Raw genomic sequence first — 25,462 nt, 5'->3', positions numbered from 1 at the left:
GACGCCGACTTGACGGACAGGATGGAGCAGAATCTGGCGGAACATGCCTGTCACCTGCATCGAAGCATGAGCGGTGCGACCATTACAGAGACTGATGACCTTCTAGTCGCCGACAGCAGCCTGGACGACGACACTTTCAACATCGTTGCCGCAGCCCGCTTCACCGTCACCACCGCTTCGGCACGTATCACCGAGATCGCCCGGACACTGGCTCGCACCGGCCGCCGCTTCTCCTGGTGGGTGGGGCCCGCCTCGAGGCCACCGGACCTCACCGCCCGCCTGACGGCGGCTGGTCTGCCGGCGTCCGAACGCGAGACGGCCATGTGGGCCGAGCTGGACGACACCCTGCCACTGCCCGCCGCCCAAGGACTGGACATCCAGACGGTGGCCACGCCCGAACAGCTCGCCGACTACGCCGCGGTTCTCGCCGCGAACTGGACCCCGCCTGCTGACACCGTCCGCCGCTTCTTCACCCAGGCCGCCCCGCAGGCCCTGGCCGCGCACTGTCCGGCCCGTTACCTGGTCGGCTACGTAGACGGCCGTCCGGTCTGCTCGGCCGAAGTGTTTCATCACGCGGGGGTTGCCGGGATCTACAACATCTGCACCCTGGCCGCCCACCGCCGGCGCGGCTACGGCGGTGCCATCACACTTGCCGCACTCCACACGGCCCGCGACCGAAACCACCACATCGCGGTCCTGCAGGCGTCCACCGACGGCGAGCCCGTCTACCGCCGCCTGGGATTCCGCTCCTGCGGCCAGTTCACCGAACACACCATCAACCCCTGAACACCCCGAACTCCACAAGCCACTGCATTGCACTTGGTCGGGCTGATCGTCTGGTAGATCTCTCGTGCGACGTAGCGTTTGAGGCAGCGGATGGCTTCACGGCGGGTCTTGCCCTCGGCGGTGCGGCGCTCTACGTAGTCGCGGGTGCGGGTGTCCCAGCGCAGGCGGGCCGGCACGATGGTGTAGGGGGCGGAGTTGGCCTGACGGTCGCCGCCTCGGTTGAGTCAGCGTCTCTGGGTCTTGCCCGAGGATGCCTCGACCGGGCTGAAGCCGCAGAATGCGGCGAAGGATGCCTCGTTGGTCGCCATTGGCGTTGCTTCTTTTGGGGGGAAAGCCGTGCCGTCCTACTCATCCGGCCTTGCCAGAGGGCGGCATGCGGTGTTCGTCGTCTGTCTGCTCGCGCTCGCGCTCGCGGGATGCAATCCGCATATGTATGACGAAGTGCCCGCACTGCATGACGCGAGGCGGGCAGAAGTGTTGGGGTCATGGATCGGCTATGACCGGACGAACGTTGTCTTCTGGCCTGATGGGAAAGTCAACATCCGTCTCCTGGATGGACAGGAATGGGATTTCGATGACAGGTGGCGCCTGTCGGGCACGGGAACCTGGAAGCTGACTGATCAGCGGACCGGGTGGAACGATGGCCAGCATGTCCAGCTGACTCTCACCTCTCGCACCGCGGTGGCGGCTCGTGCGCCGGAGCTGAACGAGCCGATTGACCCGCCGGCGGACCGCCCCCAGGCGCCCAAGACCTACACATGGACATTCGAGCTGGAGCGGGACGACAGGGATGCGCTCAAGCTCTACTTCTTCTTCGGCGACCCAGACTCGCGCAGCACATACATCTTGGAGAGAGAAGAGCCATAGTCCATTGCGTCACCGTCCGACCAAGGGACGCTGCTCCGGGGCGGAGGCAGGCCATGTGCACTGGTCTCATCTGCCCCCTCAGACATGGGTCCGTCTCGATGCCGCTGAACGGAGGAGGTACTGGTGGCGGACCGCCCCTCACGACCGAGGGCGTCCTGCGATTCCTTCCCAACCACAGCCCTACTCCAACTCCCATCCCGTCCGCCGTCGACCCACACACCGTGGAGCGGGCGTGGATCCTGGCGTCCATGTGGAGCGTGCCACTGTAGGAACCACTACGACCTGTAGTCGATGTCCTCGGGTAGATCCGGGTCGAGTGTGCCGTTCCCGAGCATCGCCTGGACGGCGACCGGGCGTGCGCAGCCTGCCTCTGGTGCGCCCATCGATGGTGACGGCCCTTCGCAGGCGAAATCACCTCGGCGCCCAGGGGACAGGGGCGGTACCTTGCCGCCATGTGCATCTCGACAGGTGAGGCCGCGTTCTCCGGCACGATCGTGTACTGCGGACGGCAGCACCACCCCGTGCACGGCCTCATCCACGTCCTGGGCTACCAGAACACGGCCGTCAATCTGGCGGACGGCCCGAACGCCATGCTGCTGCACCTACCCGCACGGCAGCTCACCCCCCGGCACTTCCTCTCCGCCGGACGCACCGACGACGTCCTGCACCGCATGGTCGCCGCCGTCGAACCCCTCGCCGCCGCAGCCGACGGCATCGCGTGGATGAGCACGGAACCACAGTCCGTCCAGGTCTTCGACCACGACGTCTACACAGTGCTCCTGGCCTCCGACCCCACCGCGGTCCCCGCCGCACTCCGGCACGTGCCGCCGCACCGGCGTCCACAACTCGACCCGCGCCTCCTGCACTTCTACTCCGACCACTTCCCCGACCACACCATCGCCGTCTGCTGCTTCGACAACGCCGACACGCAACGCGCCAGGCCCCTGCTCCTGTGGTACCCGCCCCTCGACCCCGACGAGCTGACTGTGCCGGCACTGGACAGCCACACCGGGGCAGCGCCGGATCTCGACATCTCCGTGCCCGTGGACCACTGGGTCCTGCTCTCCACCGACCAGGCCCCCTCCGGCTGGGGCGAATCCGTCGACTACCCGAGGAACATGCGCCACAGCCTGCGCACTTTCCTCCCCGCCACCGTCCTGGGCCGGTACTACGGCCCCGAACAGGCCCTGCTCAATGGAGACTTCACCATCAGCCACCATGACCTTCTCACCGGCGACCTCGACCGCATCGAACGCCTGCAACCGACCCGCCACTGAAAGGCGGCGCGCGTACAGGCAGTGATCCATGACCGCCTCGCAGATGCCCGCTGGCCGCAGGAGTGCCGCTATCTCATGCGGTTCTGGCGGCAACCGTGCATGTCGTACCAGGAGGTGTCGAGGGAACAGCTCGGTCTCTACGTCCGCAAGCCGAAGCCGGATGTGCCCGGTGGTGCGAGATCGTGGTTTCATGGTCGCCTCAGACCGCAACAGCCGAGGCCTTCGTGGGTGACGTGGGCGGTGAGCTTTTCCAACGCCGAGATGCCGCCTCAGGCTGCCCGAGATCCCCCTCGTGCTCGGAGACGGCGACAACCTGCCGCTTGCGTCCGACTCCGTCGACATCCTCACCTACGCCCAAGCCTGGCACTGGACCGACCAGCGCAAATCTGTCCTGGGAGCTCTCCGAGTACTTCGCTGCGAGGGTGCGCTCGCCCTTTGGTGGAACGACTCGGACAGCACGGTCTCCTGGATTGCCGACCAGGACGCCCGTCTCCGCCGCCTCTTCGGTGCCGACGACAGCGAACCCGATCCCATGGCCCGATTCCGCAGCCTCCCCCCGAACTCAAGTTCACTACCCGTCAGGTGCCGTGGGCCCGAAGCGTCCCGCTCGATTCACACCTCGCGAACCTCGCCAGCTACTCCGACTTCCTGGTCCTCGGAGAGAAGGCCACCAAGGCGCTCCTGGCCGCTGAGCGCGACCTCCTGACTGGAACCTTCCCCAGCGGGACGGTCGAGGAGCGCTACGTCGCCAGCTTGGCTGTTGCTCGCTGCTGACGCCGCACTACGACACAGATCTGCCCCGGGTTCGGATTGAACCTTCCAACGTCGAGCCCAACCCGGGTCTTCTGGGTATCCCGACGGAGCAGCCGGCCGAACTACGCAGGCGCGCGAGGTTCAGTCGGCCGCGCCGCAGACCCGCAGTCCCACGGGTGTTCCACACGGGAGATGGCCGTGGGTGGCGACCACGCCCTTGCCGGTTCCGTTGTCGACGGCGTACGCGAGGAAGCTGGAGGCCAGCGAATCGGCGGGGGGATGGCCGTAGGTGTAGGCGTACTCGATTTCGCGGTACGGGTAGCCGCTCGACTCGAGGCGGTCCAGGTCGGGGGCGTGCCCGTCCAGATTGAGACGGTGCAGCCCCTTCGGCCGCTCTGGAGCGGAGGCGGCGCGCAGCTCGCTGTAGCCGATCGCGCCCTGTGTGCGGGCCACGGTGGCGAGGACCTGCTCCGTCGAGTCGAGCTCGCAGCGCAGTACCGGCGTGCTTCGGACCGTGCGGTTGACGCAGTCGTCCGACGACGCGGGTGGTTCGTCCGCGCCGCCCAGGACATGGCTGATCAGGGCGGAGCGGGTGCCGGAGCCAGAGGTGCGGCTGACCAGGACGACGGGCAGGTCGGGGCCGTCGAGCTGCGACCAGTTACGGATCTCGCCCCGGTAGATGCGGCGTACGTCGGCCACGGACAGGTTCGTCAGGCGCACGTCGTCGTGCACAACCAGCGTGAACAGGGAGACCGCGATGCGGCTCTCGCTGAGCTGGGTGTAGCTCGCCGGGCGCGGGCCGTCCGAGAAGGCGATCACCGGCGCGCCCTCCTGGTGCCGGCCCCCGGACAGGGCAAGTTCACGTACTCCGGTGCGGCTGCCGTAGGTGGCGACCGTGATGTCCGGCTTTCCGCCGCAGTGGTCCCGGTACTTCTGTGCCAGTTCGTTCATCACCGGCGCGAACGCCGTCGAACCGGTGAGCCTGAGGCTGCCCGTCTCGCAGTCGTCGGGCAGCGGGCCCGGCACAACGAGCGGCAGGGTGGCCGCCGCGATCAGCGCGAGGCCGAGGACGACGGTGGTCCAGCGGGCCTGCTTGCTGAACACCGGTGGCTTCTCATCGGGCGTCAGGCTGTGGTTCTCGTGGAGCGTGCCGTCCTTGATGTCGCCGGTGACGACGACCGGAGCGCCCTCCTCGCCGCCCGTCAGGAGCACAAGGATCTTGTAGTAGGCACCCGGCTTGAGCGGGACGCGCGGGATGCGCAGGGTGCTCGGGCCCGCGACGAACAGGCCGGGCTGGTTCTCGAAGTAGCCCATCAGATTGGCATGTTCATCGGGCAGCGTGACGTCCTGCGCCTGAATGCGCCGCCCCGGGAACTCCGCAGTGAGCCCGTACTGCGCCGAAGGGTCGATGTAGTCGGATTCTTCGACGTGCCGCGATCCGTCGTTCTCGATGCGCAGCAGGACGAGGGTGGCGTCGCGCATCGTGGGCAGGTCGTTGAAGAGGCCGAGGCGCGGGTCCACCCCGCCTGCCTGGCCGTTGTGGCCTATCGCGATGTCCATCTGCTTGCGGAAGCCGATGCGTCTGCTGCGCCGGGCCCGCCGGTCGGCGATGAACGGCGTGACGATGGAGACGACGCCAAGCACCAGGCCGGCGGCCGTGAAGGTGATTTCGAGCCATCCCACGAGGCCGACAGTACGGACCCGCCGGGCGATTCGGCGGGGTCAGCGGCGATCGTCTCCGACTGTTCGTCAGTTGTTCAGGTACGACGTGCGGGTGACACCGGATCGCGGTGAGACAGGCAGTCGGCCCCGACGCAGTATCAGGACGCCGCCCTGGGTGTCGAGCCGAACCGTATGTGCGGCAAGTCGCCGTCTGGCAGGCCTGTTGAAGACAAAGGGTTACTTCGGGTACCCCGCATTGAAGGCACTTGTGGGCCATGAAAGACGCTCGTCGGCCCGACGCCGGGCAACTCGACGCGCACGCCTATGACAAGGCGGGCCACCCGCACAAGGAAAGCGACTCTCTCCGGCCCGGTCAGCCGTACATCGCCACGCTGTAGAGGGCCGCGAGCGCGTCGTCGATGGGATGAGGCTGCGGCTTGCCCGAGGAGTCGACCCTGTTCCACCTCTGGAGGTTCACCGCGACGGCCATCTGTCGCTTGCCGTCGGCACGGGTCATGGCCAGTGCTCCACCACCCCAGACCGTGCCGCCGTGGCCCCAGAAGGTGCCCTGCCCGGGAGTCTCCATCGGGTGCAGGCCGAGGCCGTAGTCGATCGTCTTTCCTTCTTGGGAGACGACCGGGACGGTGCGTTGCATCTGCGCCAGCGACGACGGGCTGACGATCTCGCCGGCCAGGAGTTTGCGGAAGAAGCGGTTGAGGTCCGTGACGGTCGATATCAGCGAGGCCGCCGGCCCCACCCATGACATGTCGTAGACGCTGTAGTCGCGCGGGGGGTCGATCATGCCGAACCATGCCTCGTAGATCCGCGAGTGCGGCCCGTTGACGTACGGTTCGGTGGGGAGTTCGGTGTCCCGGAGTCCGGCGCGCTCGATGACGTTCCGGGTAATGTACCGCTCGGCCGTTGTGCCGGTTACCTGTTCCAGAAGTTCGCCGAGGATCAGGTAGTTGGTGTTGGAGTACACCCCCGGAGTGCCGCCCGGGGCGCCGACGGCAGGTGCGGTGACCCCCACCTCGATTAGCTCGGTGGCGTGAAACCGCGTGAGCCGGTTGTCGTCCAGGCTCCGGGGCCCGGTGTCCGCGAGGGCGGGAAACGCCTTGAGGGAGGGGTAGGCACAAGGGAGGTACTCGGCGAGGCCGCTGGTGTGGTTGATCAGCATCCGGACTGTGATCGCGTCACCGCGTTCTCCGGGAACCAGCCTCGGAAGGTACCGGCCGATCGGTGTGTCGAGACCGATCCGGCCGCTCTCGACTTGCTGCAGAACCGCGGCGGCGGTGAAGGTCTTGGTGATGCTGCCGACTCGGTGCCGCATGTCGGCGGTGATGGGGCGACCGGTGGCGACATCGGCGACCCCGGCGGCGCCGCGCCAGACCTGGTCGCCGTCACGCACCTCGGCGAACAGGCCCGGCATCCCTGCGCGGTGGACGTCTTCCATGGCGGCGCTCAGCTCCGCGGGATCCAGTGGGTTCCTCACAGCATGCGTCCTTTCGTATTCCCCGGGGTGAGCTTCACGTCGGTCGCCCGACCCGGGTAACAGGGCACGAGTGGCACGCCGACCAGCCTGCTGCCGGGCCCCTCGGCACGCTCATGTCCTCATTATGCACGCGGTGCGTGCAACGCCAAGTGCATAAGATAGGCTGAGAACCGGCGAGAGGAGTGAGATGGCAGGCCGAAGGCGCTGGTCGACCGAGGAGATCCTGGATGCGGCGGCGGAACTGCTGCGCACGAGCGACGCGGAGTCGTTCAGCGTTCGCAAGCTCGCCGCGACCCTCGGAACCGATTCCTCCAGCCTCTACCGGCATTTCCGCAGCAAGACAGAACTGCTGCGGGCGGTCGCCGACCGGATCCTCCTGGCCGCCATGGACGGCTACCGCCCCGAGGGCGACTGGAAGCAGCGCATCACCGCCCTGGCTCTGCGCGTGAGAGAGGCCTTCGGCCGGCAGCCCCAGCTCGCCGCGATCTGGGGACGCTATGCATCAGGCGGCACCGGTTCCCGGATGGTCATGGAGGAGGTGCTGCAGGCCCTGCGAGCGTCGGGACTGCCCGACGAGGAGATCCCGGCGCGCTACCACCGGATCGCGGTCCTGATCGCCGCGTTGATCGCCTCCGAGGCCGGGGGCAGCACCATCGCCCCCGAGGAGCACGAACAGGGCATGGAGCTGTTCCGGGTTGCGGTACTGGGCGCCGACCCCGAACGCTTCCCCGCCCTGGCCCACTTCGCCCGCGACGTCCGCCCCCTCGGGGCAGACCGCCGCGCCGCGTTCGACGAGATCCTCGCCGCCCAACTCGCCCACATCGAGGACACAATCCGCCGCCGACCGCCTGAACAGCGGTGACGCGCCGACCGCTTGAGCCCGCCAAGGTCCCTTGATCCCGACAGCTCAGCGCACGCATAATCGGTTGCCTGTCGGCGCTGCTGGTGGATGCAATGTCCGGCATGGTCACCCAGGTCCGCCCGCTACGGCGAGATGAGATGAACGCGTACTACCGGGCCTTGCCACTCCGCGATCCGGACACACTGCAGCCGAATCGTCCGAATCGTCACTCGGGAGACGCCAGCGCATGAATACGCCACCATCGCCACCTGGAGCGGAGCGGACTGACGGATCATCCGTGCGGATCGGCGGTCTCGTTCCGCTCACTCGGCCTGGCTGGGTCGGGGCAGGCCGGCACTTGCTCGCTGGACTCGAGTTGGCCGTTCGCGAAGTCAATGACGCCGGCGGGATCGTCGGAAGACCACTGGAGTTGGTGGTCCGAGACACCGCGGCCGATCCGCAGAGGGCCGCGGCGGCCGTAGAGGAATTGGCTCGCCTGGGCGTGGCTGCCTTGGCTGGGGAATATCACAGCGTCGTCGCTCGCGCCGCCGCCACCAGAGCCGACGCCCTCGGTCTGCCGTTCCTCTGCTCGTCAGCGGTTCTCGACGCGCTCACCGAGCAGCCGACGCGATGGGTCGCGCGCCTGGCCCCGGCGCAGTCCCGCGGCTGGCAGACCTACGCAGACTTCCTCCTCAGCGCGGGCCACAGTCGCATCGCCGTAGCAGCCGATTCGAGTGTCTACTGGGCATCCGGGACCCGCATTCTGCGGGACTACCTCGCTCCACACGGGTGCACCGTCATCGAACTCGACATGCGTGCGCTCGCCCCCGCGGCCGTGCCCGACGAACTCGCCGGCAATCGCGCGACAGCCCTCCTTCTTCTGGTCGGCCACCCGGAGCCGGCCGTGTCGATCGTCAAGTCCGTCCGCCGCGACCAGCGCCTCGCCGAGATCATGATCGGTGCCCCGGCCGGGCAACCGGAGTCCACCGAGTGGGCGACGCTGCTGGGCGACGACGGCGCCGCGATCCCGTTCCTGCGCTACCTGCCCGAGCGCCTCAGCCCACTCGGTGCACGAGTCGAGACGGCCCTGCGTGAGCGGCTGGCCGAAGCGCCCTCCTTCGTCGCCTTCGAGGGCTACGACACGATCACCGTCCTCGCCGACGTGCTGCGTTCTCACGGCACGGACCGGGCGCGCGCTGCCGAATCCTGGCCGCAGGTTGCAGTCGAAGGCACCCGCGGGCAGATCCAGTTCTCCCGCACGCCGGGCATCAACGTGTGGCAATGGGCTGGGACGCCCATCCAAGTCGTTGATCGAGACCCGGCGGAACCCGATCGCTTTCGGATCCTCCACACCAACTGAGCGAGCACGGAGGTGACTCGAGATCAAGCTCAGCGCCAACCACGATTCCATTGATCCCGAACGCCGTAGAGTCGACCTTCCGTCCGGCCCGTAGACAGCGCTTTCCGTCGGCTGATAGGGCATGTTCATGACTCCGAACCGCCGTACGTTCCTGATCGCCGCGGCCGTGGCTGCCGGCGCGGCTTCCTCGCTCACCGTCCCCGGTCCGGCGACCGCCGCGCCTCAGGCCGACGAGTACGACACGCTGCGGCAGCGCTGGCTGGAGATCGCCCTCGGTGCCGGCTACGACGCGACCGCCGAGCCCTACGCATCCCGGCTGCGAGAGACCGGCGCCCTCGCGAGCGACTTCCGCGCCACCATGGCGCCCGCCGCGAACTCCCTGTGGCCCGGCTATGCCTTCGACCCGCCCGCCGGCATCACCCAGAGCTACAGCAGGCTGTGGACAATGGCCCAGGCCTATGCACAGCAGGGCACCGGCCTGACCGGCGACGCCGGGCTCCTCGCGGACATCCTGCGCGGCCTCGACCACCTCACGGCCACGGTCTACAACTCCTCGACCACCCGCTACGGCAACTGGTGGGAGTGGCAGATCGGCAGCCCGCGCCTTCTGATGGACATCGTGGCCACGCTGTACGACCACCTCACCGACGCCCAGCGCGGTGCCGCCTTCGCCGCCGTCGACCACTTCGTCCCCGACTCCATGCTCGGCGACTACACCGGCACCTCCACCGGCGCCAACCGAGTCGACCTGTGCCGCTCCGTGGCGCTGCGCGGCATCCTCGGCCGGGCCCCGGAGAAGATCGCGCTCGCCCGCGACGCGCTCTCGCCGGTCTTCCCGTACGTCACCAAGGGCGACGGGCTGTACACCGACGGATCGTTCATCCAGCACACCTGGATCGCATACTCAGGCACCTACGGACAGGTCATGCTCGACGGGCTCGGGCGACTCTTCGCGCTGCTCGCCGGGTCGACCTGGGCCGTCAGCGACCCGGGCCGCCAGATCATCCTCGACAGCGTCGAGCACGCCTACGCCCCGCTGATCTTCGACGGCCTGGTGATGGACAGCGTCAACGGCCGTGCCATCAGCCGGGGTTATCTGCTGAGCGACGACCAGCACATCATGCGCAGCGACCACTTCCACGGGCAGGGCATCATCGCCGCGATGGCGCTGCTCGCGGGTGGCGCGAGCGCGGCCGAGCGCGAGCGCTGGTACGGGCGCATCAAGGGCTGGATCGCCCGGGACACGGTCACCCCGCTCCTCAGCGCGCCGCAGTTCGGCGTCGCGGACCTGTCCCGGCTGCACGCGGTCGCCGACTCGGCGGTCGCGGCGGCTCCGGAACCCGTCGAGCACCGCCTCTTCGCCGCCATGGACCGCGCCGTCCACCGCAGGCCCGCCTTCGCCGCGAACATCTCGATGTCCTCCGAGCGGATCGCGTACTACGAGTGCGGAAACGGCGAGAACCCGCGCGGCTGGCACACCGGCGCCGGGATGCTCACCTGGTGGGCCACGGGCGCCCGCAGCGACCAGTACACGGACTGGTTCTGGCCGACCGTCGACTGGTACCGGCTACCCGGAACCACCGTCTCCACCAAGCGACTTGCCGACCTGGCGGGCGGCGAGTGGGGCGCGTCCCGGCCCGCCGTGCAGTGGGTCGGCGGCGTCGCCGACGGCGAGTTCGCCGCCCTGGGCCAGCACGTCAAGGGCCTCGGCTCCACGCTTCAGGCCCGCAAGGCGTGGTTCTGCGCCGACGACGCGATCGTCTGCCTCGGGGCCGGAATCACCGCCACGGACGGCGTGCCCGTCGAGACGATCGTCGACAACCGAAACCTCGGCGAGGGCGGCACCCAGGCCTTCGCCCTCGACGACCGGCCGCGGCCCCGCTGGGCCCACCTCGAAGGGCACGGAGGCTGGGTCCTGCCGGGCGGCGCCGAACTGCGCACTCTGCGGGAGGACCGCACCGGCGCCTGGTCCGACATCAACACCACCAGCTCCGCCGAGCGCCGCACCCGCCGCTGGCAGACCCTGTGGCTCGACCACGGCACCGACCCGGTGGCGGGTTCGTACGCCTACGTCCTGATGCCGGGCGCCACCCGACGCGCCGTGGCCGAGCGCGCGGCCGAGCGCGACTGGCTGCGGATCCTCGCGAACGACAGCACCCGCCAGGCCGTCGCCATCGACCGCCTCGGGCTGACCGCCGCCACGTTCTGGCAGGCCGGCACGGCGGGCCCGCTCGCCGTCTCCGCGCCCGCCGCGGTCCTGTTGCGCCGTCGGGGGCGCAGCGCCACGCTGTGCGTCAGCGAGCCGCGCCGCTCCGGCGCCCCGGTGGAGGTCGTCTGGGACCGGCCGGTGCGTCGCGTCGTCGAGAGCGATCCGTCCGTTCAGGTCCTGGAAACCGGCCGTAGGCTGCGGCTCAGGGTCAGCCCGGGGACGGCGTGCGAAAACCATCGGTGCGAGGTGACTCTCAGTTGACGAACGGCAGGACGCGATTCAGGCCGGCCGCTGCGTTCGAGGCGAGCGCGTCGAAGATCTCGCGCGCGCAGGGTTAACTTTACGCCTCGTATGCCGAGTTGGCTGAGCACCAGCAGTGTGCTGTACGGAACGAGAAGCCACGTCGTGCCGCTGCCAACTCGGCCAGAGGCAGGACCCGGGCCCGGTGTGACGAGCGTCTTCTTCACCGCGTAGCCAGCAGCCCCCGTTTCGCTGGGCCATCGGCACATCCGTGTTGGGAGCGGCCGGGGTGGAGACGGGCGGGTGCCCCGCGCCGGAACGCCCATTCAGCGTATATTGGGGGAAAAGGCGGATGTATTGACATCAAAAGGTCGATCCCGCCTTTCGTGGCGCCTGAGAACCAACTCACCGGATCCGCCCCCCGGAGGGGCTTGAGTCGTACCCGACCCGTCCGGAGGAGGACGCGATGAGGGACGTGGCGAGCAAACGGGACGTGGACGAGCGTCCCGTGGTCACCGAGCGGGTCGTGACACTCACAGTCAATGGCCGGTCGTACACCCTGCGCCTGGACACCCGGGTCACCTTGCTGGACGCCCTGCGGGACCGGCTGGGCCTGGTGGGCACGAAGAAGGGCTGCGACCAGGGTGCCTGCGGCGCGTGCACGGTCCACCTGGACGGTAGGAGAGTGCTGTCCTGCCTGACCCTGGCGGCGCAGGCCGAGGGCCGGGCGATCACCACCATCGAGGGCGTCTCCGGCGCCGACGGGCCGCATCCGGTGCAGAAGGCGTTCATGGAGCACGACGGCTTCCAGTGCGGCTTCTGCACGCCGGGGCAGATCATGTCCGCGGTGGCGCTGATGGCCGAGGGCCGGGCCGGATCCGACGAGGAGATCCGGGAGTTCATGAGCGGCAACCTGTGCCGCTGCGGTGCCTATCCCAACATCGTGGCCGCGATACGCGAGGCGGCGTCCGGGGGAGGTCCCGATGCGCGGCTTTGACTACGTACGGGCCACCGACACCCAGGAGGCGGTACAGCTGCTGGCGGACGACCCGGCTGCGTCCTGCCTGGCGGGCGGCACGACGCAGCTCGACCTGATGAAGGACGGGGTCCTGGAGCCGCCGCGGTTGATCGACATCACCCGGCTCCCGCTGCACGGCATCGAGCGCCGCGGCGAGTCCCTCCACGTGGGGGCGCTCTCCAGCATGGAGGAGCTGGCCGCCGACGCCACGGTGGTCGAGCGGCTGCCCATGGTGCGGGAGTCCCTGCTGCTGGGCGCGTCGGTGCAGCTGCGGAACATGGCCACCATCGGGGGCAACCTGCTGCAGCGCACCCGCTGCCGCTACTTCCGCGACCCGACGGTCGTCGAGTGCAACAAGCGCACGCCGGGCTCCGGCTGTGCCGCGGTGGAGGGCGTGGCGCGTATGCACGCCGTGCTCGGCGTGAGCGAGCGGTGCATCGCGCTGCACGCCTCCGACCTCGCCGTCGCCTTGGTGGCGCTCGACGCGGTCGTGCACATCCAGGGGGTGTCGAGGCGTCGGACCGTCCCGCTGACGGAGTTCTACCTGACGGCCGACGAGAGCCCCGCGCGCGAGAACGTCCTGGAGCACGCCGAGCTGATCACCGAGGTCGAGATCCCGCTGCCGCCGCCGGCCGCCCGGTCGGGCTACCTCAAGGTCCGCGACCGGATGTCGTACGAGTTCGCCCTCACCTCGGCCGCGGTGCTGCTCGTCGTGGACGACGGCACGATCCGCCAGGCCCGGGTCGGGCTGGGCGGGGTGGGGTCGAAGCCCTGGCGGGCCTACGAGGCCGAGCACGTGCTGACCGACGCGCCGGCCACGACGGCCACGTTCCAGGACGCGGCCGAGGCCACGATGCGCGAGGCCTGGACCGTCCCGGGTACGGCGTTCAAGGTGCCGCTCGCCCGGCGCACACTGATGCGCCAACTGCAGACAGTGTCGGGAGTGACCGCATGAGCACCGTCGAGAGCAGGCCGCTGGTCGGCGCGGGCATCAGCCGGGTCGACGGCCCGCGCAAGGTCACCGGCACCGCCCCGTACCCCATGGACTTCAGCGTCCCCGGCCAGGCCTACGGCGCCGTGGTGCAGAGCACCATCGCCGCGGGCCGGATCGTCCGCATGCACACCGAGGCCGCCGAGAGCTCCCCGGGCGTGATCTCCGTACTCACCCACGAGAACGCCCCGGAGGTCGCAACGGGACCGACGACGGTGCTCGGGGGGCCGACGCCCGCACCACTGCGGAGCGATCGGATCCTCCACCACGGACAGCACATCGCCTTCGTGGTGGCCGAGACCCCGGAGCAGGCCGCCGCCGCGGCACGCCTGGTACGAGCCGACTACGAGGCCGCGGAGCCGCTGCTGGACCTCCAGGACCCCCGGGCCGAGCAACTCGTCGACCCGTGGAGGATGGACCACTCGCGCGGCGACGCCGCCGCGGCACTGGAGACCGCGGAGGTGACCCTCAGCGCCACGTACACCACGGCGGACAACACCCACAACCCGCTCGGGCTGTTCGCCACCCTCGCCGTGTGGGAGGGCGACACCCTCACCGTCCACGACACCAGCCAGTGGCCGTCGATGGTCCGCACCACCCTCGCCATGGTCTTCGGTATCCCCGAGAGTTCCGTGCGGGTCCTGGTGCCCTATGTCGGCGGGGGCTTCGGCGCCGGACTGCGCGTGTGGCCGCACGTGATCCTGACCGCCATGGCCGCCCGGGTGCTGAACCGCCCGGTCAAGCTGGTCCTGACCCGACCGCAGATGTTCACCTCGGTCGGGCACCGCCCCAGCGGCGTGCAGTGGCTCGGTGTCGGTGCCACGCGCGACGGCGAACTGGTCGCCCTCGATCACCGCAGCCTCAGCTCCCTGAGCATGGAGGGCGACGACTTCGAGCCGTTCGCCTCGGCAACCGCCTTCGCCTACCGGTGCCCCAACGTGATCACGCGGGACCGGCAGGCGCGGATCAACGTCTCCGCACCGACGTCCATGCGCGCCCCGGCCGAGGCGCAGGGCAACTTCGCGCTGGAGTCGGCGCTCGACGAACTGGCCTGCGCCCTGCGCATGGACCCCCTGGAGCTGCGGTTGCGCAACTACACGGACGTCGATCCGCGCAACGGGATGCCCTGGTCCGGCAAGGCGCTCCTGGAGTGCTACGAGGCCGGTGCCCGGCGCTTCGGCTGGTCCGACCGGAGCCCCGAGCCGCGCTCCATGCGCGACGGGAACTGGCTCGTCGGCTACGGCATGGCGAGCGCGCTGTTCCCCTACTTCGCGCAGCCCTGCGCGGCGCAGGCCACCGTCAACGGCGACGGCAGCGCGCTGGTGCGCAGTGCGGCGACCGACATCGGCACCGGCACGTACACTGTGATGACCCAACTGGCCGCCGAGGAACTGGGTCTGCCTCTGGACCTGGTCCGCTTCGACCTGGGCGACTCGGACATGCCCAACTCGATGATGGCGGGCGGCTCCGGCCTGACCGGTGCGCTGGGCAACGCCGTGCACGACGCCTGCCGGCGGCTGGTGCGCTCAGTCGCGGAACTCGCGCGTGGCGACGCCGACTCGCCCCTGCTGGGGGCGTCCCCGGACGATGTGGAGTCCACCGGTGGGCGGGTCCACCTCGCAGGCTGCCCGGACCGCGGGGAGTCGTACGTCGACATCCTCGCCCGGCACGGACTGTCCGAGCTCACTGCGAACGGGAGCAGCACTCCCCCGGTCGCCGCCGATCTGGGCATGTCTCTCGCCGGCGCGTACGGCGCGAAGTTCGTGGAGGTCCGGGTCGACGCCGACCTCGGCCTCGTCCGGGTCGCACGGGTGGTCTCCGCGATCGACGGTGGCCGCATCCTCAACGCGAAGACGGCCAGGAGCCAGATCATCGGCGGGACGGTCGGCGGCATCGGCATGGCCCTGTACGAGGACACCGTCACCGACCCGCGCACCGGGCGCGTCGCCAACGGTACGCTCGCCGACTACCTCGTCGCCGTGAACGCCGACGTACCCGAGCTCGACGTGGTCTTCGTCGGCGAGCCCGACCGCGGCACCGCGACCGGCACCAAGGGCGTGGGCGAGGTCGGCCTGGTCGGCATCGCGCCCGCGATCTCCAACGCCGTGTACCACGCCACCGGAAAACGCCTCCGCGAACTGCCGATCACCCTCGACGCCCTCCTCTGAGCCACCGCCGCCGGCTGCCGGTACGTCAGTCGGCCGAGCGCTTCCGTGATGGCTACGGCCGCTGACGGAGTCGTGTCGGCTCTTCGTGGCGATAGGGGCCGTCACGCAGACGGGACCGGAGCCTCCGGCGTGACGGGAAGCGTCCGTCCCAGGCGGGCGAGTGGGGACAGGGCCATCAGTGCCGGCGACAGCAGCATGCCTGCGGCTGTTACCAGGAGGCTGGTGCGCGTCCCCCACACTTCTGCGAGAAAGCCGCCGAGCAGCGAGCCGAGCGGGGTCAGGCCCATGCCGACAAAGTTGATCGTCGCGGCCGCGCGGCCTTGCATCCCGTTCGGAGTGAGGGTCTGCCGGACGGCCATGACCGTGACATTCACCAGCTGGCTGAAGGTCCCGAAGACGAAGTTGACCGTGAGGAGCGCGGGAACCGTCACCGCAGAGGAGCCTTGCAGTGCGGGCACAAACAGGAACACGCCGTCGCCGAGTGCTGCCGCGGACACGAGTACAGCGCCATATCCGAAGCGGCTCGGCAGCCGGGCGGCCAGCAGCGAGCCCAGGAGCGCGCCCGGACCCGTCGCCGCGAGTGCCAGCCCAACGGCGGTGCCCGACAGGTGCAGGTCCCGTGGCAGGAGCAGCAGATAGACGGTCATCACAGCCGCGAAGAAGAACTGGAAGGCGGCTGATGCGAGGCACACAGTCCGCAGCGAGGTGTCGCCGGCGACAAAGCGGAGGCCCTCATGGATCCGCCGCCAGACCCGAGGAGGACGTTCCGAGCGTTCCGGGATGGATTCGCGGCGACCGATGCGTCGGATCGACAGGAACGACAGCGCGAAGAACACTGCGCTGGAGGCGGCGGCGATCGGCGCCGACAGCACAGACACCAACGCGCCGCCGAGGGCGGGACCGCCGATCTGCGCCGCGGACCGGCTGCCCTCGAGCGCGCTGTTGCCCCGCACCAACTGATCGCGTTTCACCAGCCGTACGAGAGATGCCTGGTATGCCACGTCGAAGAACACGGACAGAGCGCCGACGGCGAAGGCAACCACGAGCAGCGCCGGCAGGCCAAGCCAACCGAGGAGGCCCGCCACGGCGGCGCCGCCCAGGGCCAGGGCCCGACCGGCGTCCGTCAGCACCATCAGCGTGCGGGTCCGCCACCTGTCCACCCACGCGCCGGCGAAGAGCGACAGCAGCAGGACTGGCGCCTGCCCCACCGCGCGCAGGACGCCCAACTGGCCGGCACCGGCGTCGAGCGTCAGGACGGCGAAGAGCGGCAGAACCACCAGACTTGTGTGTTCGCCCAGTTGGGAGGCCGTCTGGCCCATCCAGAGCCTGCGGAAGTCGCCGTCCCGCCACAGGCTTGACGGAACAGATCGACCGGAATCGGATACAGCGGAGGAGGAGGACGGCACGGGGACCCCTCGGAGGACCGAAGACGAGACCCGCCAACCGGCACACGACAGGTACACCGACCAATTCAGGCAGCGGGAAAGGAAGGCTCGCTATGCCGCGCATCAAGGGCAGCACACGATGACAGGCCGCTCACGGCCTCAAACGTCAACGCGTGCTCGGACGACCGACCATGTCTTCGCTCCTCCTGAGTCACTCGCTGCGCAAACACTAGCTCCCGCTCGACAGGGCACGAAAGGCGATTAGGAGATCGTCTCAACTGGCTCGATCGCTGGGTTGGGTGCCGTGACGACGATGGTGAAGCGTCGGGTGCCGGGAGGGTTGTGGGAGTTGTTCCAGCGAGTGGTGCCGGCTGCTCCGGTGCGGCCGCAGGGCGACGGCCGACGGCGGTACGAAGCAGCCCTCATCTGCTACCGCCGATGCGCTCACCAGCGAACATGCTCATCAAAGGAGAACCCGACCTGATCGTGCGGCCCCACGGGTCGGGCGATGAGTTTCGCGGATGCCGGAAGTCCACACACGTGGGTTGCAGCTATTCGGCCGGCCCTTGCCGGGGGCTACGTCCCTGGGGATGCGAGAGAAGGGAAGAGCGGTATGTCGGTGATCGTTGCCGGTAAGTTGTATGTGGATCCCAAGGACAGGGACCGCTTCGTAGAGGGGCACCGCCCCATCGTGGAGGCGGCCCGCAGTCGCCCAGGCTGCCTCGACTTGTCCATCTCGCCCGACCCGATCGAGCCGGGCCGCGTGAACAACTTCGAGCACTGGGAGTCGCAGGAGGCCCTCGACGCCTTCCGCGCGGTGGCACCGCGCCCCTCCGTATCCGTCGGCATCAAGGACGACCAGGTACTCAAGCACGAGATCTCGCATACCGGGCCGCCCTTCGGCTGACGGGTTCCGCCGGAGACGTCGCGCCGCGGCCATCGCCGTCGGAGCCGCCTTGATCACGCTGGTCGATTACCGCGTCATGCTGAACGAGTGTCTCCCGGAGCCGTCCGCGTCTCCGGGAAGCACCTGTTCGCCGCAACCCACCGAAGAAATGGCTTGTCGGCGTTCGGATTCCCCGCCCAGGGTGCTGCGCATGGGTTCCCTTTGACAGTCCCCGTGCGGCCGCGTTGAGCTCGGCTCCGCCGTCGTGCGTTCTCATCCGTGCTTCCGCTCCTCCCGTGATACCGCCTGTCTGGCGTGCCGTGGAGGGATCTGGCGTGCGCAGATGCGTCCATCCACCCATGCCGATCGGCCCGGCCGAGAACAGGGGACTCCGTGCCTGCCTCACAGCTGTCTCTTCAGCACGTCACCCGCCGCTACGACGACCACGTCGTTCTGGACGACGCGTCCCTCAGCATCAAGCCCGGCGAGAGGGCCGGCATCATCGGGGACAACGTAGCCGGTAAATCCACCCTGTTGCGCCTGATCGCCGGGCAGGACCGGCCCGACAACAACGAGTTGACCGTGGTCGCGCTTGGCGGCTTGGGCTATCTCGCTCAGTCGCCGGCTCTGCCTCCCGAGGCCGGCGTCCAGGACGCGGTGGATGTGGCTCCTTCCGATCTGCGTGATCTGGAAGCGCGGATGCGCCACGCCGAAGCCGGAGGCTCAGGGCCGGTCACCATCTACGCCACGTACGCCACCTCGGTGTGCTGGCGGAGGCGTTCGAAGGAGCCTACGGCCAGCAACTGGCCCCGATGGACCTCGCGGTGGTCGACGAGGCCCACCGGACGTCGGGGTCGATGGGGAAGGCGTGGGCGGGCATCCACGACCAGCCCGTCATCCCGGGTCCGTGCTGTACAAGCTCAGCCTCGCGTCAGCGGTCTCCCGCGGCCTGCTCGCCCGTTACCAGATCATCGTGGTCGAACTCCTGGACCCGGTCGTCACCCCGGAACGGCTGAGGGGCGAGGACCGGCACAGTGAAGAGGTGCGGGGGAACGACTCGAGGCACTGTGATGGGAGCCCGGAGGGCCCTACCAGCGTGCGGTTCGGTCAGCGAACCGAGGCGAAGGGGGACGCCCGTGTGGTCGGCTGCGCGCCGGCTCTCGGGCGCCCGGGCATCTCCCGTACGCCACCGGTGGCCTCACCCGGTGAAGAGCTGCTTGGCCTTCAGGACGAGTTCGTAGAGGCCGTAGCACAGGGGCGCCCCCACCCACAGCCAGGAGAGGGTGATCAGTGCTCGCCGGTCAGGCGGGCTGCTCGCGTCGGCCATCGGCGGCCTCCTTCGGGGTGGGAATGTGGTGGCGGGGATGGACGGGCCGTACGAACTCGTTGGCGATGAACCCGATGACGAGCAGTCCGATCATGATCATGAAGGAGAGGCCGTAGAGGGACGGCCCGTGCTTGCCGGCCTCCTCCTGGCGGTCGGCGATCCAGTTCACGATCAGCGGGCCGAGGACGCCGGCGGTCGACCACGCGGTGAGCAGCCGGCCGTGGATCGCGCCGACCTCGTAGGTTCCGAACAGGTCCTTCAGATAGGCGGGGATCGTCGCGAACCCGCCGCCGTAGAAGGAGAGGATGACGAGCGCGCACAGAATGAACAGCGGCTTGGACGAGTCGCCGAACGACGCGATGAGCAGGTACATGAGCGCGCCGACGCCCAGGTAGACGCGGTAGATGTTCTTGCGTCCGATCAAGTCCGAGGTCGAGGACCAGCCGATGCGGCCGGCCATGTTGGCCGCCGACAGCAGGGCGACGAAGCCGGCGGCCGCGAACGCCGACACCGGGGTGGAGCTGTCCGCGAAGAAGTCCGTGATCATCGGGGCGGCCTTCTCCAGGATGCCGATGCCGGCCGTCACGTTCATGCAGAGCACGAGCCACAGGCACCAGAACTGCGGGGTGCGCACGGCACTGCGGGCGGAGACCTGGGCGCCGACGAAGGCACTCGGCCCGCTCTCGGCCGGCTTCCGGGCGCGCGGCACCCGCACCAACAGGACGCCCAGGGACATGAAGACGGCGTACGCCAGCCCGTGCACGAGGAAGGCGAGGGCGATCCCCGAGTGATCGGCGCCGAACGAATCCAGCATCTGCGCCGACCAGGGCGAGGCGATCAGCGCGCCGCCGCCGAAGCCCATGATGGCGATTCCGGTGGCCATGCCGGGCCGGTCCGGGAACCACTTGATCAAGGTGGAGACGGGCGAGATGTAGCCGATGCCCAGTCCGATGCCGCCGACGAATCCGTAGCCGAAGACGATCAGCCAGTACTGCTCGGTGTACGCCCCCAGGGCGGCGAGCAGGAAACCGGAGGAGAAGCAGACCAGGGCGACGGTCATCGCCCAGCGCGGTCCGTTGCGCTCCACGAGCGTGCCGCCGAACGCGGCGGACAGACCGAGCATCACGATGGCCAGCTGGAACGGCAGCGCGCTTTCGGTGCCGTCGAGGTGGAGCGCGGACTCCAGGGGCGGTTTGAACACGCTCCAGGCGTAGGCCTGGCCGATGGAGAGGTGGACCGACAGAGCGGCGGGCGGAACCAGCCAGCGGCTCCATCCCGGGGGAGCAACGGGAGGACTCATGATCCCGGACGGTACGAATCCCGCGCCTGGTTGAACACCATCCGGTCGACCGTATGCGGTAAGCGGTATCCATCGTGCGGCGAACGGTCCTTGGGGGCCGGGCGGATCTGATCGAATGATCAACGAGGGACCCTAGCGCGCGACCTTTCGATCATATGGCGATCGAGGCGTCCATATGGCTTGACCGAGGTCAGTCAGTCGGCCACCCTACGGTGAGGCACCACTCGGGGCGGAGACCCGTCGCACGACGCGCGCGGCCTGCCCCACCCCATGCCGCTCCCTCCTCAGAGAGGACCCCCATGCCCCACCGCCCCTCCGGCGCCCGCCTCGGCGCCGTGCTCGCCGGCGCAGTGGGAGTCGCGCTGGCCGCCACCGCCACCGCGTCCCCCGCCCTCGCCGACAGTGCCCCGCACGGGCATCGCTACTACCTCGACTGCTCCGCGGACGGCGGACCGGGCGACGGCAGCCACGCGCACCCCTGGACCTCCCTGGCTCAGGCCGGCGCGCATCGCTACGGCCCTGGCGACCAGTTGCGCGTCGCGCGCGGCACGACCTGCACCGGCACCCTCGCCCCGACCGGCGCCGGCTCCGCCGCCGCGCCCATCCGGATCGGCGCCTACGGCACCGGTGCGCTGCCGCATCTGGAGGGCGGTGGCCTGCACGACACAGTGCTGCTGCGCAACATGGAGTACGTCGAGGTCCGCGACCTGGAGATCACCAACTCCGGCGGCGCGCCCGGCACCGAACGCAATGGCGTACGGCTGGAGCTGGCCGACTACGGCATCGGCCACCACTACGTGCTCGCCGGCCTGGACGTGCACGCGGTGCGCGGCGGCGACTTCAAGACCCTCACCGGTTCCAGCGGCATCCAGATCGACGTCGCCGGCACGACGACCGCGAGCGCCTTCGACGACCTGCGGATCACGGGGAACCGCATCCGGGACGTGGACCGGGAGGGCATCTACTTCAAGTCGACGTTCTCCCGCCGCGACCTGGTGGGCGACCAGCAGGACCCCAAGGCCTACCCGGGCCCGTGGACGCCGAGCACCCGTGTCCGCATCGACCACAACACGCTGACGTCCATCGCCGGTGACGCGATGAAGCTCGACACCACCTCGGGGGCGGTCGTCGAGCACAACCGGGTGGACGGCTTCCAGCTGCGCTCCAAGGTCGCCAACGCCGGCATCTGGACGTTCAACACCGACGACACCCTCATCCAGTACAACGAGGTGTCCGGCGGCGGCAACAGCCTGGACGGCATGTCCTTCGACGCCGACGGCGCCTCGAACCACACCGTGTTCCAGTACAACTACAGCCACGACAACAAGGGCGGCTTCCTGCTGAACTGCCCGTACAGCGGCGCGAAGACCGTCGACGTCATCGCCCGCTACAACATCAGCCACAACGACGGCGCCCGGCTGCTGCAGAACTGCTGGGGCCCGATCCTGAACACGCAGATCTACAACAACACCTTCCTCAACAAGGAGGCCGTTCCCACCTACCTGGTGCAGGACGACGCCGGTTCGCCTGCCACCACCCGGCACGAACTGACGGTCCGCAACAACATCTTCGCCGGTCCGGGGGACACCGCCAGCGACTCCTACCGCTTCAAGAACCCGACGCCGGACCTGAACTTCGACCACAACGTCCTGTACGGCATCCCGGGCGGCGTGCCCGCCAACACCGACGGCAGCGGCACGAACCACGGCGGCAGTACCGCGGACCCGAAGCTGATCGCCGCCCTGGCAGGCGCCGACGCCGCCGACCCCCGTTCCCTCCGCGTCGCCCAGGGATCCTCCGCACTCGGCCTGGGCGTGCCCGTGCCGGACGCGGGCCGCCACGACTACTTCGGCTTCCCGATCCCGAAGCGGCACCCCGCCGCCGGCGCGTACCAGGGACCGCCGGTCCGCTGACCCGAAGGGCAGGCTCGCAGGCCGGTTCGCAGGCGCAGCTGGCCCTTTCGGCGAGGCCGCCATGGGCGGCGCAGGGGCGGAGCGCGGCGATGAACTCGTGGTGTCCGGCGGCCTACGCGTTCTCTCCCGCCGGTGTACGGGCGGCATACCAGAGGCGTCCACACACCGCTCCAGCCCAGGCGGGAGTGAACAATACGAGACAAGTCGGCAACTGGTCTTGCCAGGTTGGCCCGACTGTCGGAAAGCTGCAGGCGCCATCGATCAGTCGCCGCCACCGCGCTCCCCCGCCGCGAGTGGCTGCCCACGAAGGAGAGGCCCTCATTCCGCAACTGGACTGACTGACGAGCGCCTCAGCCCCGGGCGGCGGCGCGACAAGCCGGTGCTCCTCTGCGTGCACCAGCCGCTGTCCTTCACCGTCTCCGGCACCTGCCCGCGCGACTGCTGTGACGAGGCCGGGACAGCGCCGTGCCGGTGGGAACCGATCCCGAGGCGTTCGTCCAACGGCGGCCGCCACCACGGCAGTCGCGCGTCACCTTCCCCGCCGTTCGCCGCGTTCCCCCACCGCAGGCGGACCTCCACCCGCTCCTCCCCACCGCGAACTCGGACCTTCCCGCTGTGCGTCCGATGGCTGCCGCCACCGGTCACCCCTGCCCCGAGGGGCTGTCGGCCCATGCTGCTGCCGCGCTCCGGTCCGAGTGCCACATCGAAAGGATCATTCGCATGTCGCATGCCGACGAGCCCACCGAGCACCTTCCCGAGACCAACCCCGATGGCTCGCTGGCCGGCACAACCGGCCGCATCCCGCGGGGCGTTCCCGCGTCAATCTTCCGTTCGGGCCTGAGCAGGCGCCGGCTGCTGCAGGCGGCCGCGGCGTCGGCGACGGCCGCGGCGGCCACCGGCCTCACGGCGGCGGGCACGGGCAAGGCCGCGGCCGCGCCGGCCGATACCACAGCGGTCGACACCGGATTCACCGGCACGATCGCCGATCTCAAGCACGTGGTGATCCTCATGCAGGAGAACCGTTCCTTCGACCACTACTTCGGCATGCTCCCGGGTGTCCGCGGCTTCGGCGACAAGCAGGCCCTGCGCTACCCGGACGACACCACCGTCTTCCACCAGCCGGACGCCAAGCGGACCGACGGCGGCCACCTGTTGCCCTTCCGTCTGGAGACGGGCAAGTACAACGCGCAGAACGCGGGTGGCCTGCCGCACGGTTGGACGGACGGTCACAACGCCTGGGCGATGGGCAAGAACAACGGCTGGATCGCCGCCAAGGGCGAGCAGACCATGGGCTACTTCACCGGCGAGGACATTCCCTGGCAGTACGCCCTGGCGTCCGCGTACACGGTCTGCGACCACAACCACTGTTCGATCGCCACGAGCACCAGCCCCAACCGCATCTACATGTGGTCCGGCGGCATCGACCCGACCGGCGCGAACCACGGACCGGCCATCAACAACGGCGGGGACTACGGCTACCGATACACCTGGGAGACCTACCCCGAGGTCCTCCAGAAGGCCGGGGTGTCCTGGCAGACCTACGTCAACAACGACACCGACAGCAACTGGCTCGGTGACTACACCGACAACACCGTGCGCTCCTTCGCGTCCTTCAACCCGGCGCAGGCCGGTGCCGACACCTCGCCCGACGGGCTGCTCGCGCGCGGCAACGTGCTGCGGACTCACACCAAGCCGACCGGGCCCAACTCCAACCAGAACGTCGACTACGTCCTCAAGGACTTCATCGACGCCTGCAAGCCCGGCGCGGAGCGGCCGCTGCCTGAGGTCTCCTGGGTCGTCGCGCCGTACCTGTGGTCGGAACACCCGGCCGGCGCTCCGGACTACGGCGCCGTCTACACCGACCGGGTCATCCGGGCGCTGCACGAGAACGAGGAGCTGTGGAAGTCCACGCTGCTGATCCTCACCTTCGACGAGAACGACGGCTACTTCGACCACGTGCAGGCGCCGCTGCCGGAGCCCGGCACGGAGGGCGAATTCGTGCAGGGGCTGCCGATCGGTCCGGGCGCGCGGGTGCCGATGACTCTGGTCTCGCCGTGGACGCGCGGTGGCTGGGTGTCCTCGGAGGTGTTCGACCACACCTCGATCATCCGGTTCCTGGAGCACTGGACCACGAGCCTGGGCAAGCCGGCGATCTGTGAGAACATCAGCGACTGGCGCCGGACGGTGTGCGGTGACCTGACGTCGGCGATCGACTTCTCCACGGCCGACACCTCGCTGCCCGACCTGCCGTCGGTCGACGTGCTGGTCGCGGCCGCGGAGCACGACCGGACGCTGCCGTCGATCTCCAAGGCGATACCGGCCCCGGGGCAGCAGTCGATGCCGGTGCCGCCGTCCGGCCGGCTGAAGGCGCGGCCGGTGCCCTACCAGCAGCACGCCACCGTGGCCGTCGACCGCTCCAGCGGCAAGGTCACCGCGATCCTCACCAACGAGGGTGCGCAGGGCGTGAGCATGCAGGTGTTCCCGGACGCCTACCGCGACTTCGAGGCGACGCCGTTCACCGTCACCAAGGACGGCGCGAAGCGCTACGTGTGGGACACGGCGACGACCGACGGGAAGTACGCCTTCAGCGTCTACGGCCCCGACCGGTTCGTGCGGTCCTTCGCCGGAAGCGTCGTTCCGGGCGGCCGGAACGCCGGTGCCGTCCCGCAGGTCGAGGCCGAACTCGTACCCGGCCACCGTACGCTGCGGCTCCAGTTGTCCACCGGTGGACGCGACCAGGTCCGCTTCGCCTTGGCCGCCAACGACTTCGAGGGCGGCCACAAGACGGTGTACGTCGGTCAGGGCAAGCCCGCGGTCGTGGAATGGCCGACCGACCAGGACGGCTACTACGACGTGGTCGTCACCGCGGCCGACGGCTTCCGCTACCGTTTCGCGGGCCGGATCAGCTGACCTTCAGCCCAAGCCCGGCGGGCTCTCCCACGTCGTGAGAGTCCGCCGGGGCTGCGGACGACGCCGCCGCGGCCGCC

At 69.4% G+C, this 25,462-nt stretch carries 18 protein-coding genes and 4 pseudogenes; 16 read left to right on the top strand and 6 right to left on the bottom strand.

From position 1 onward, the window contains the following. Window positions 1-21: 21 nt before the first annotated feature. Window positions 22-786 carry a GNAT family N-acetyltransferase gene (locus ACWEK3_RS17330; protein WP_450543150.1) on the top strand — a complete coding sequence of 255 codons (765 nt, stop codon included), beginning with the start codon at window positions 22-24 and terminating at the stop codon, window positions 784-786. Here the strand turns inward: ACWEK3_RS17330 and ACWEK3_RS17325 are convergent. Beyond that, window positions 726-1,085: pseudogene (locus tag ACWEK3_RS17325) on the bottom strand (transposase); the annotation flags it as partial. The gene ACWEK3_RS17330 and the pseudogene ACWEK3_RS17325 sit on opposite strands and share 61 nt — an antisense overlap. On the opposite strand from ACWEK3_RS17325, the gene ACWEK3_RS17320 reads away from it, so the two are divergent. The 3 genes and pseudogenes from ACWEK3_RS17320 to ACWEK3_RS17310 all read left to right on the top strand — a co-directional run. After that, entirely contained in the window at window positions 1,027-1,653 is a 627-nt protein-coding gene (locus ACWEK3_RS17320) for a hypothetical protein (protein ID WP_453250013.1), read from the top strand. The pseudogene ACWEK3_RS17325 and the gene ACWEK3_RS17320 overlap by 59 nt on opposite strands. 452 nt (window positions 1,654-2,105) lie before the next feature. Then, window positions 2,106-2,930 (top strand): hypothetical protein, encoded by an 825-nt coding sequence (locus ACWEK3_RS17315; RefSeq protein WP_453250012.1) that lies wholly within the window; start codon window positions 2,106-2,108, stop codon window positions 2,928-2,930. A 265-nt stretch (window positions 2,931-3,195) separates the two neighbouring features. Further along, window positions 3,196-3,704, top strand: a pseudogene (locus tag ACWEK3_RS17310) (methyltransferase domain-containing protein); the annotation flags it as partial. Window positions 3,705-3,824: 120 nt separating this feature from the next. On the opposite strand, the gene ACWEK3_RS17305 reads toward ACWEK3_RS17310, so the two are convergent. Then, window positions 3,825-5,366, bottom strand: coding sequence for a PstS family phosphate ABC transporter substrate-binding protein (locus tag ACWEK3_RS17305; RefSeq protein ID WP_453250011.1), 1,542 nt, complete (start codon window positions 5,364-5,366; stop codon window positions 3,825-3,827). A gap of 254 nt (window positions 5,367-5,620) precedes the next feature. Between ACWEK3_RS17305 and ACWEK3_RS17300 the strand changes: the two genes are divergently transcribed. Further along, window positions 5,621-5,743, top strand: a complete 123-nt coding sequence (locus ACWEK3_RS17300) for a hypothetical protein (RefSeq protein WP_453250010.1) — start codon at window positions 5,621-5,623, stop codon at window positions 5,741-5,743. On the opposite strand, the gene ACWEK3_RS17295 is transcribed toward ACWEK3_RS17300, so the two are convergent. Then, window positions 5,719-6,837 (bottom strand): serine hydrolase domain-containing protein, encoded by a 1,119-nt coding sequence (locus ACWEK3_RS17295; RefSeq protein ID WP_453250009.1) that lies wholly within the window; start codon window positions 6,835-6,837, stop codon window positions 5,719-5,721. The genes ACWEK3_RS17300 and ACWEK3_RS17295 overlap by 25 nt on opposite strands. Window positions 6,838-7,024: 187 nt before the next feature. On the opposite strand from ACWEK3_RS17295, the gene ACWEK3_RS17290 reads away from it, so the two are divergent. From ACWEK3_RS17290 to ACWEK3_RS17265, 6 genes are all read left to right on the top strand, one after another. Next, window positions 7,025-7,699: a TetR/AcrR family transcriptional regulator gene (locus ACWEK3_RS17290; protein WP_450543133.1), complete on the top strand. Its 675-nt coding sequence runs from the start codon at window positions 7,025-7,027 to the stop codon at window positions 7,697-7,699. Window positions 7,700-7,925: 226 nt separating this feature from the next. Further along, window positions 7,926-9,038: an ABC transporter substrate-binding protein gene (locus ACWEK3_RS17285; RefSeq protein WP_453250008.1), complete on the top strand. Its 1,113-nt coding sequence runs from the start codon at window positions 7,926-7,928 to the stop codon at window positions 9,036-9,038. Window positions 9,039-9,165: 127 nt separating this feature from the next. Continuing rightward, on the top strand, window positions 9,166-11,508 hold the full coding sequence (locus tag ACWEK3_RS17280; protein ID WP_453250007.1) for a polysaccharide lyase 8 family protein: 2,343 nt from the start codon (window positions 9,166-9,168) through the stop codon (window positions 11,506-11,508). A 445-nt stretch (window positions 11,509-11,953) separates the two neighbouring features. Next, the gene (locus ACWEK3_RS17275; RefSeq protein ID WP_361421767.1) at window positions 11,954-12,484 is read left to right on the top strand and encodes a (2Fe-2S)-binding protein; all 531 of its coding nucleotides are present in this window, start codon (window positions 11,954-11,956) and stop codon (window positions 12,482-12,484) included. Continuing rightward, window positions 12,471-13,460 carry an FAD binding domain-containing protein gene (locus tag ACWEK3_RS17270; protein ID WP_453250006.1) on the top strand — a complete coding sequence of 330 codons (990 nt, stop codon included), beginning with the start codon at window positions 12,471-12,473 and terminating at the stop codon, window positions 13,458-13,460. The genes ACWEK3_RS17275 and ACWEK3_RS17270 overlap by 14 nt, the downstream gene beginning before the upstream one ends. Further along, the gene (locus tag ACWEK3_RS17265; protein WP_453250005.1) at window positions 13,457-15,664 is read left to right on the top strand and encodes a xanthine dehydrogenase family protein molybdopterin-binding subunit; all 2,208 of its coding nucleotides are present in this window, start codon (window positions 13,457-13,459) and stop codon (window positions 15,662-15,664) included. The genes ACWEK3_RS17270 and ACWEK3_RS17265 overlap by 4 nt, the downstream gene beginning before the upstream one ends. A 101-nt stretch (window positions 15,665-15,765) precedes the next feature. Here the strand turns inward: ACWEK3_RS17265 and ACWEK3_RS17260 are convergent, their stop codons facing one another. Beyond that, window positions 15,766-17,070, bottom strand: a complete 1,305-nt coding sequence (locus ACWEK3_RS17260) for an MFS transporter (RefSeq protein ID WP_453250004.1) — start codon at window positions 17,068-17,070, stop codon at window positions 15,766-15,768. Window positions 17,071-17,362: 292 nt separating this feature from the next. Here ACWEK3_RS17260 and ACWEK3_RS17255 point away from each other — a divergent pair. The 3 genes and pseudogenes from ACWEK3_RS17255 to ACWEK3_RS17245 form a co-directional block, all read left to right on the top strand. Next, window positions 17,363-17,458, top strand: a pseudogene (locus tag ACWEK3_RS17255) (IS5/IS1182 family transposase); the annotation flags it as partial. Between the two features lie 204 nt (window positions 17,459-17,662). After that, window positions 17,663-17,956: a putative quinol monooxygenase gene (locus ACWEK3_RS17250; RefSeq protein ID WP_450543121.1), complete on the top strand. Its 294-nt coding sequence runs from the start codon at window positions 17,663-17,665 to the stop codon at window positions 17,954-17,956. Between the two features lie 372 nt (window positions 17,957-18,328). Further along, a pseudogene (locus ACWEK3_RS17245) lies at window positions 18,329-18,652 on the top strand (ATP-binding cassette domain-containing protein); the annotation flags it as partial. Window positions 18,653-19,133: 481 nt separating this feature from the next. Here the strand turns inward: ACWEK3_RS17245 and ACWEK3_RS17240 are convergent. Both ACWEK3_RS17240 and ACWEK3_RS17235 read right to left on the bottom strand, forming a co-directional pair. Beyond that, window positions 19,134-19,262 (bottom strand): MFS transporter small subunit, encoded by a 129-nt coding sequence (locus ACWEK3_RS17240; RefSeq protein ID WP_263638119.1) that lies wholly within the window; start codon window positions 19,260-19,262, stop codon window positions 19,134-19,136. Continuing rightward, window positions 19,237-20,562 carry an OFA family MFS transporter gene (locus tag ACWEK3_RS17235; protein ID WP_450543119.1) on the bottom strand — a complete coding sequence of 442 codons (1,326 nt, stop codon included), beginning with the start codon at window positions 20,560-20,562 and terminating at the stop codon, window positions 19,237-19,239. The genes ACWEK3_RS17240 and ACWEK3_RS17235 overlap by 26 nt, the downstream gene beginning before the upstream one ends. A gap of 299 nt (window positions 20,563-20,861) precedes the next feature. On the opposite strand from ACWEK3_RS17235, the gene ACWEK3_RS17230 reads away from it, so the two are divergent. Beyond that, window positions 20,862-22,475 carry a right-handed parallel beta-helix repeat-containing protein gene (locus tag ACWEK3_RS17230; RefSeq protein ID WP_453250003.1) on the top strand — a complete coding sequence of 538 codons (1,614 nt, stop codon included), beginning with the start codon at window positions 20,862-20,864 and terminating at the stop codon, window positions 22,473-22,475. Between the two features lie 720 nt (window positions 22,476-23,195). Next, window positions 23,196-25,385: a phosphocholine-specific phospholipase C gene (locus tag ACWEK3_RS17225; protein WP_450543115.1), complete on the top strand. Its 2,190-nt coding sequence runs from the start codon at window positions 23,196-23,198 to the stop codon at window positions 25,383-25,385. Window positions 25,386-25,462 lie beyond the last annotated feature (77 nt).

Source organism: Streptomyces sp. NPDC004721 (genome assembly GCF_053601495.1).
Note: the sequence above shows the minus strand (reverse complement) of the source record. Positions and strands in the feature narration are given on the sequence as shown.

Excerpts from the sequence above, each read along its gene's own strand:
- ACWEK3_RS17230 (WP_453250003.1), top strand. The coding sequence starts at position 20,862 with ATGCCCCACCGCCCCTCCGGCGCCCGCCTCGGCGCCGTGCTCGCCGGC.
- ACWEK3_RS17315 (WP_453250012.1), top strand. The coding sequence starts at position 2,106 with ATGTGCATCTCGACAGGTGAGGCCGCGTTCTCCGGCACGATCGTGTAC.
- ACWEK3_RS17250 (WP_450543121.1), top strand. The coding sequence starts at position 17,663 with ATGTCGGTGATCGTTGCCGGTAAGTTGTATGTGGATCCCAAGGACAGG.
- ACWEK3_RS17290 (WP_450543133.1), top strand. The coding sequence starts at position 7,025 with ATGGCAGGCCGAAGGCGCTGGTCGACCGAGGAGATCCTGGATGCGGCG.
- ACWEK3_RS17235 (WP_450543119.1), bottom strand. The coding sequence starts at position 20,562 with ATGAGTCCTCCCGTTGCTCCCCCGGGATGGAGCCGCTGGCTGGTTCCG.
- ACWEK3_RS17270 (WP_453250006.1), top strand. The coding sequence starts at position 12,471 with ATGCGCGGCTTTGACTACGTACGGGCCACCGACACCCAGGAGGCGGTA.
- ACWEK3_RS17280 (WP_453250007.1), top strand. The coding sequence starts at position 9,166 with ATGACTCCGAACCGCCGTACGTTCCTGATCGCCGCGGCCGTGGCTGCC.
- ACWEK3_RS17300 (WP_453250010.1), top strand. The coding sequence starts at position 5,621 with ATGAAAGACGCTCGTCGGCCCGACGCCGGGCAACTCGACGCGCACGCC.
- ACWEK3_RS17240 (WP_263638119.1), bottom strand. The coding sequence starts at position 19,262 with ATGGCCGACGCGAGCAGCCCGCCTGACCGGCGAGCACTGATCACCCTC.
- ACWEK3_RS17285 (WP_453250008.1), top strand. The coding sequence starts at position 7,926 with ATGAATACGCCACCATCGCCACCTGGAGCGGAGCGGACTGACGGATCA.
- ACWEK3_RS17330 (WP_450543150.1), top strand. The coding sequence starts at position 22 with ATGGAGCAGAATCTGGCGGAACATGCCTGTCACCTGCATCGAAGCATG.
- ACWEK3_RS17225 (WP_450543115.1), top strand. The coding sequence starts at position 23,196 with ATGTCGCATGCCGACGAGCCCACCGAGCACCTTCCCGAGACCAACCCC.
- ACWEK3_RS17265 (WP_453250005.1), top strand. The coding sequence starts at position 13,457 with ATGAGCACCGTCGAGAGCAGGCCGCTGGTCGGCGCGGGCATCAGCCGG.
- ACWEK3_RS17275 (WP_361421767.1), top strand. The coding sequence starts at position 11,954 with ATGAGGGACGTGGCGAGCAAACGGGACGTGGACGAGCGTCCCGTGGTC.